The sequence below is a fragment of the Clostridioides sp. LIBA-2809 genome (assembly GCF_056688965.1).
Genome location: NZ_CP197004.1, coordinates 4,290,616 through 4,297,678, shown reverse-complemented (window position 1 = coordinate 4,297,678; position 7,063 = coordinate 4,290,616). Strand labels below are relative to the sequence as shown.

Annotated in this window: 8 protein-coding genes; all 8 read left to right on the top strand. The window is 28.7% G+C overall.

Annotation, left to right across the window (positions count from 1 at the left end; translation table 11 throughout):
* Positions 1-658: 658 nt before the first annotated feature.
* The 8 genes from rpmH (at position 659) to rsmG (ending at position 7,032) form a co-directional block, all read left to right on the top strand.
* Positions 659-796 carry a 50S ribosomal protein L34 gene (rpmH, locus tag ACTG44_RS20280; protein ID WP_003420485.1) on the top strand — a complete coding sequence of 46 codons (138 nt, stop codon included), beginning with the start codon at positions 659-661 and terminating at the stop codon, positions 794-796.
* 77 nt (positions 797-873) lie between these two features.
* Positions 874-1,218 carry a ribonuclease P protein component gene (rnpA, locus tag ACTG44_RS20275; protein ID WP_021386625.1) on the top strand — a complete coding sequence of 115 codons (345 nt, stop codon included), beginning with the start codon at positions 874-876 and terminating at the stop codon, positions 1,216-1,218.
* A gap of 32 nt (positions 1,219-1,250) precedes the next feature.
* On the top strand, positions 1,251-1,502 hold the full coding sequence (gene yidD / locus ACTG44_RS20270) for a membrane protein insertion efficiency factor YidD (RefSeq protein WP_021386578.1): 252 nt from the start codon (positions 1,251-1,253) through the stop codon (positions 1,500-1,502).
* 31 nt (positions 1,503-1,533) lie between these two features.
* Positions 1,534-2,241 carry a YidC/Oxa1 family membrane protein insertase gene (locus tag ACTG44_RS20265; protein ID WP_021386599.1) on the top strand — a complete coding sequence of 236 codons (708 nt, stop codon included), beginning with the start codon at positions 1,534-1,536 and terminating at the stop codon, positions 2,239-2,241.
* Entirely contained in the window at positions 2,210-2,839 is a 630-nt protein-coding gene (jag, locus tag ACTG44_RS20260) for an RNA-binding cell elongation regulator Jag/EloR (protein ID WP_021386604.1), read from the top strand. The genes ACTG44_RS20265 and jag overlap by 32 nt, the downstream gene beginning before the upstream one ends.
* A 110-nt stretch (positions 2,840-2,949) precedes the next feature.
* Positions 2,950-4,329 carry a tRNA uridine-5-carboxymethylaminomethyl(34) synthesis GTPase MnmE gene (gene mnmE, locus ACTG44_RS20255; RefSeq protein ID WP_479917846.1) on the top strand — a complete coding sequence of 460 codons (1,380 nt, stop codon included), beginning with the start codon at positions 2,950-2,952 and terminating at the stop codon, positions 4,327-4,329.
* Between the two features lie 95 nt (positions 4,330-4,424).
* Positions 4,425-6,320 carry a tRNA uridine-5-carboxymethylaminomethyl(34) synthesis enzyme MnmG gene (gene mnmG, locus ACTG44_RS20250; RefSeq protein ID WP_479921104.1) on the top strand — a complete coding sequence of 632 codons (1,896 nt, stop codon included), beginning with the start codon at positions 4,425-4,427 and terminating at the stop codon, positions 6,318-6,320.
* On the top strand, positions 6,313-7,032 hold the full coding sequence (gene rsmG, locus ACTG44_RS20245; protein ID WP_021386613.1) for a 16S rRNA (guanine(527)-N(7))-methyltransferase RsmG: 720 nt from the start codon (positions 6,313-6,315) through the stop codon (positions 7,030-7,032). Before mnmG ends, rsmG begins: the two co-directional genes overlap by 8 nt.
* The last annotated feature ends 31 nt before the right edge of the window (positions 7,033-7,063 follow it).

Sequence of the window (7,063 nt, the reverse complement as noted above, 5' to 3'; positions counted from 1 at the left end):
AATATAAACCTCCGAACAGAATAATTAATATTTTCCACAAAGTTATTAACAGAAAAGCAAAAATATATATAAATTTTACAGAATAACTAAATTTATGGATAATGGTGTTGATAAATTAATAATAGTATAAATTATTAAAAAAATATGAAAAGATATAAACAATATGTAGATAAAGTTATAAATAACATAAACATACAATAAATGGTGATTATAACTAGAGTATTGTCAGTAATCTTAAAAGTTATACACAAAAGTATCCACAAGCTGTGAATAATTTTTAATAAGTTGATAACATTTATGCACATTATCAACAAGTATATTTATAATATCAAAATATATGTCAAACTTCAATGATTTGTAACTAATTTATCCACAATATTAACTAATTGTTGATAAAAATATAAACATGTTAAAATTGCTTTATTTGTGCATATAATTGAAAAAAATAATTTAGAATAAAATTAAATAGATTTTTACTAGTATTTTCAATAAAAAAAATACATAATATATATATGGTAGATTTTGTGATAGAAGCGTCCCAAAAACTCGTTGACAACAGTGATAAAAGTATTTATAATTATATGTGTTATGTTTACTTTGAGGGTAAAGTTATTATTTTTATAAACGGAAAATGAAATCTGAAAGGCGGTGCAAAATAATGAGTAAAAGAACTTATCAACCAAAAAAGAGACAAAGAAGTAAAGAACATGGTTTCAGAAAAAGAATGAAGACGTCTAACGGAAGAAACGTGTTAAAGAGAAGAAGAGCTAAAGGAAGAAATAGATTAACTCATTAATTACAAAAGGGCCGCTGCAAAGGTGGCCTTTTTGTGTAAATAATTACAATTCATAGCTGTGTTTATGGAGGTTAACTATGGACTTTAATAGGACTAAAGGGTTAAAAAAGGACTCTGATTTTAGAAAAGTATATAAACACGGCAAATCTTTTGCAAACAAATATTTAGTAATATATATACTTAAAAATAAATCAGATTATAGTAGGATAGGCATTTCTGTTTCTAAGAAAGTAGGAAAAGCCATCACTAGAAATAGAGTAAGAAGACTAATAAAAGAAGTCTACAGATTAAATATTGATGAAAAAATTAAGCCTGGATATGATATAGTATTTATAGCAAGAGTATCTAGTAAAGATGCTACTTTTAAAGACATAGACAAGTCTATAAAAAATTTAGTTAAAAGAACGGATATTTCTATTTAAATTGTATGCTATAAGTATGGAGGTTCATAACTTTGAATAAAATAATTTATATATTAAAGGAAATAAGTAAGCATTTATCGAATTTATGTATTTATTTAGTGAGATTTTATCAAAAATATATATCTCCCTTAAAGGGACCTACCTGTAGATTTTATCCAACTTGCTCACAATATTCAATAGAGGCATTTAAGAAATATGGATTTGTAAAAGGTATGTATTTAACCGTAAGAAGAGTTTTAAAATGTCATCCTTTTCATCCAGGAGGTTACGATCCTCTAAAATAAAAGAGAGTAACTATTAGGAGGTATAAAAAAATTGAATATAATAGGAAATTTCTTAGGAATGATTCTTAAGGTAATATTTGAATTTGTTAATCATTATGGTATTTCTATAATACTTTTTACTATCCTTGTAAAGATTATTTTATTACCATTAACAGTTAAGCAGACTAAGTCAACAAAGGCAATGCAAGATATACAACCTCGTATAAAAGAGATACAAGAAAAATATAAAAATAAGCCAGAAAAACAAAATGAAGAAATTGTTAAGTTATATGGAGAAGCTAAAATTAATCCACTATCTGGTTGTTTACCTTTATTAATACAGTTTCCTATATTAATAGGATTATTTAGCGTTTTGAGAGAGCCAGTTGCTCATGGCGTTTTTGCAAATCAAGCTGCATTTTTAGCAGCTGATAATGGTTTTTTATGGATAAAAAGCTTAACAGCACCAGATTATGTACTAGCAGTATTTTCAGGAGCAAGTGCATATGTAATGCAAAAAGTAATGACTCCAAAAGATCAATTACAAGGCTCTATGAAAGTAATGACATATGTAATGGCAGGTATGTCTTTCTATTGGGGATTTATATTCCCAGCAGGACTTACATTGTACTGGACAGTAAGTAACTTATTCTCAATAGCTCAATACTACTTAATAATGAATCCTTTAAAAGCTAAGCTGGCTGCTAACTCTAAGGAGGAAAAAGTTAATGAGAAAAAGCCTAAAATTAATAAAAAGTAAAAGTAGGGAAGAAGCTATAAGTAAGGCTATAGCAGAATTAAATTTAAAAGCAGAGGATATAGAAGTTGAAATACTTGAAAATCCGAGCAAGGGGTTTTTAGGTCTCATAGGTGCTAAAGATGGGACTTATGAAATTTTTGTTATCGAGAAGGAACTAGATGTAGCTAAAAATTTTATAGAGGTAATGTTGAAAAATGCAAATGTTGATGCCAAAGTCAATGTATCTCAAAAAGATAATTTAATCATGGTTGATATTGAAGGCAAAGAAGCTGCAAGTTTAATTGGTAGAAGAGGGGAAACTTTAGATTCTATTCAATTTTTAACTGGATTAGCTCTTAATAAAATAAATAAAGATTCTCATACAAGAGTGCTTGTAGATATAGAAAACTATAGATCAAAAAGAGAAGAATCTTTAATAAGATATGCTAATAAAGTTGCTAGAGAAGTAGCGAAAACAAGAAAAACTAAAAAATTAGATTATATGAATCCGTATGAGAGAAGAATAATACATTCAGCTCTTCAAAACGACAAATATGTAATTACATATAGTGAAGGAACCGATCCATATAGAAGATTAGTAATTGAGTGTAAAAGATAAAATCAACCTCCTAAACATTAGGGGGTTTTATTTTTTAATATTATTATATTATTGTGATTAGTCAAAAGTAAATCTATATGTAAAAAATTATAAATTAAGAGGTGATAAATTTGTTTATAGATGATACAATTGCAGCAATAGCTACAGCACCTGGAGAAGGTGGTATAGGAATAATTAGAATAAGTGGAGAAAAATCTTTAAAGATTGCAGAAGAAATTTTTAAGTCTATGTCAGGGAAGAGTATTAAAGAATATAATAAGAGAACATTAATATATGGAAATATAGTAGACGATGGAAATGTAATTGATGAAGTTTTATTGGCATATATGAAAGGTCCAAATTCATACACAGGAGAAGATGTAATAGAAATCAATTGTCATGGTGGATTTATTTCAGTAAAGAAAATCTTAGAATTAATATTATCAAAAGATGTTAGATTAGCAGAAGCTGGAGAGTTTACTAAAAGAGCATTTTTAAATGGGAGAATAGATTTATCACAGGCAGAGGCAGTAATTGATGTTATAAAAGCCAAAACTGATATAGCTCATGAAGTTGCTCAAAACCAATTAGAGGGTTCTTTATCAAAAAGGATAAGAGAATTAAGAGATAAAGTTACAGAGATATTAGCTCATGTGGAAGTTGCTATAGATTATCCTGAAGAAGACATTGAGCATATAACATATCAAACTCTTAAAGAAAAAACTGATGAGCTTAAAAAGGAAATTAAAAAATTATATGACACAGCTGAAAGTGGAAAAATACTTAGAGAAGGTTTAAAAACAGTAATAGTTGGTAAACCAAATGTAGGTAAGTCTTCACTACTTAACTCCATTTTAGGAGAGAACAGAGCTATAGTTACTGATATACCAGGAACTACTAGAGATGTTATAGAAGAGTTTGTAAATATAAAAGGTATACCTTTAAAAATCGTTGATACAGCAGGTATAAGAGATACTGATGATATAGTTGAAAAAATAGGTGTTGAAAAATCTAGAGAATCATTTACGAGTGCAGATTTGATTATAATGGTTTTAGATGCATCTAGAAAGTTGTCAGAAGAAGATATAGAGATATTGGAAAGCCTTAGAGATAAACAAACAATAGTACTATTAAATAAGAATGATTTAAAACAGCAAATTGAAGAAGAAAAAATACTTAAATATGTAGAAAATAATAGTATAATAAAAATATCAGCTTTACAACAAGAAGGTATAGAAGAATTACAGGATAAAATAGAGTCTATGGTATATAAAGGTAGCGTTAAAAATAATTCGAGTTTAGTAGTAACAAATTCTAGACATAAAGATGCACTTAGTAAAGCATATAAATCTGCCACAGATGCTTTAATTGCTTTAGAACAAAGTATGCCATTTGACTTTGTAGAAGTAGATTTAAAAAATATATGGGATTATCTTGGTTATATTAATGGAGATACAGTAACAGAGGATTTATTAGATAATATATTCCATAACTTCTGTATAGGTAAGTAAGGTTTAAAAGCAAATTTGATTTTTTTATTATAGAGGTTTTAAAAAAATTATAGTGTTTCTCATGAAACATTAATTTAAAAAGAAAGGAATTATAAATGATAAAGTTTGAAGCAGGAAAATATGATGTTATAGTAGTTGGGGCAGGACATGCTGGGTGTGAAGCTGCTTTGGCTACTGCAAGAATGGGATATAAAACTTTGATAATAACAATGTCTTTAGATTCTATAGCATTAATGCCTTGTAATCCATCCATTGGTGGAACTGGTAAAGGTCAATTGGTTAAAGAAATAGATGCTTTGGGTGGCCAAATGGGATTAAATATAGATAAGACATATATACAAAGTAGAATGTTAAACACTGCAAAAGGACCAGCAGTTCACTCTTTAAGAGCTCAAGCAGATAAATTTAAATATCATGAAGAAATGAAAAAGACATTGGAAGATGAACCAAATCTTGATATAGCTATGGATGAAGTAGTGGAAATTTTACATGAAGGAAATGTTGTAATAGGAGTTGGGACTAAATTAGGATGTTCATTTAAATCTAAAGCTGTAATACTAGCTACTGGAGTTTATTTAAATTCAAAAATATATATGGGTGAGGTTGCATTTTATGAAGGACCTAATGCATTAGGATATGCAAAATACCTTACAGATAGTTTAGTTGAATTGGGTCTTAGAATGAGAAGGTTTAAGACAGGAACTCCAGCTAGAGTCCATAGAGATAGTATAGACTTTTCTGTAATGTCCTTACAAGAAGGTGATGAAAAAGTAACTCCATTCTCATTTATGAATGAAAATATAGAAAAAAAGCAAGAACCTTGCTATTTAACGAGAACTACTGAAGAAACTCAGAAAGTTATATTGGATAATTTAAAAAGGTCTGCTATGTATAGTGGCGTAATAGAAAGTACTGGACCAAGATATTGTCCTTCTATAGAAGATAAAGTAGTAAGGTTTAGTGATAAAACATCACATCAACTATTTATAGAACCAGAAGGGTTAAATACTAAAGAAATGTATATCCAAGGAATTTCAACTAGTTTACCTTTTGAAGTGCAATTAGATATGTACAAAACAATAAAAGGGCTTGAAAACTGTAAGATAATGAGACCTGCATACGCTATTGAATATGATTGTGTTGACCCAACACAGCTAAAAATAAGTTTGGAAATAAAGGGAGTAGAGAACTTATTTAGTGCTGGTCAATTTAATGGAACTTCTGGATATGAAGAGGCAGCAGCTCAAGGGCTTATGGCTGGTATAAATGCAGTTAGAAAAATAGAAGGAAAAGAACCATTTGTATTAGACCGCTCAGAAGCATATATAGGTGTTTTATTAGATGACCTTGTTACTAAAGGGACTAATGAGCCTTATAGAATGATGACATCAAGAGCAGAATACAGGTTGTATTTGAGACAAGATAATGCAGATATGAGACTAACTCAAAAAGGTTATGATATAGGATTAGTTAAAAAAGATAGATATGAACGATTCATAAATAAAAAGACTGCTGTAGAGAAAGAATTTGAAAGATTAAAAAATGAAAGAGTTACGCCAAAAGAAGTAAATAGTCTGTTAGAAGAAAAAGGAGCAACACCAATAAAAGTTGGAATTTCGTTGTATGAGTTTTTAAAAAGACCAGAGGTTACTTATGAATTGCTTGAAGAATTAGGAAAAGGCGCTGGTGAAGATGTTTCAAGAGAAGTTAAAGAGCAATGCGTAATAATAACTAAATATGAAGGTTATATAGAAAAACAATTAAAACAAATAGATCAATTTAAGAAACTTGAGAATAAAAAGTTAGATGAGAAAATAAACTATTCATCTATAGAAGGACTTAGATTAGAGGCTAGACAGAAGCTAGATGATATAAAACCTATTTCAATAGGACAAGCTTCTCGTATATCTGGAGTTTCTCCAGCTGATATATCAGTTTTACTTATATACCTAGAACAAGTCAGAAGAACTAGAGGTGGCAAAGGTGAATAACATAGAGCTTCTGAAAAATGGGATTGAAGATTTTAATATAATTACTAATGATAGTATGCTAGAAAAATTTAAAAAATATAGAGAGATATTAGTTGATTGGAATCAAAAGATGAATCTTACTGGGATAGAAGATGAAAAAGAGGTATATGTGAAGCACTTTTTAGATTCTATTTCAGCTGTAAAAAATGGATATATAAAAAATGGTATGTCTATAATAGATGTTGGTACAGGTGCTGGATTTCCTGGGATACCATTAAAAATATGTTTAGATGATTTAGAACTTACCTTACTAGACTCTTTGAATAAAAGAATAAACTTTTTAGAGGAGGTTGGTAGAGAATTAGAATTAGCTAATATTAAATTTATACATGGAAGAGCTGAAGATTTTGGTAAAGATGAAAAGTATAGAGAAAAGTATGATATTGCTACAGCAAGAGCTGTAGCTGGATTACCAATTCTTATGGAATTTTGTGTACCATTTGTAAAAGTTGGAGGATACTTCATTTGTTTAAAAGGTCCAAATGCTAATCTAGAACTAGAAGAATCACAAAAAGCTATTGATATTTTGGGATTAGAATTTGTTGAAAAAATAGATGTGGAATTACCAGAAATAGATTTAAATCATAATATATTAATTTTTAAAAAAATAAAAGAAACACCAGTTAAATACCCTAGAAAAGCTGGCAAACCAGCTAAGAATCCTATTATATAGTTGAAAAATTATTATAGGTAAGCTTAATTAT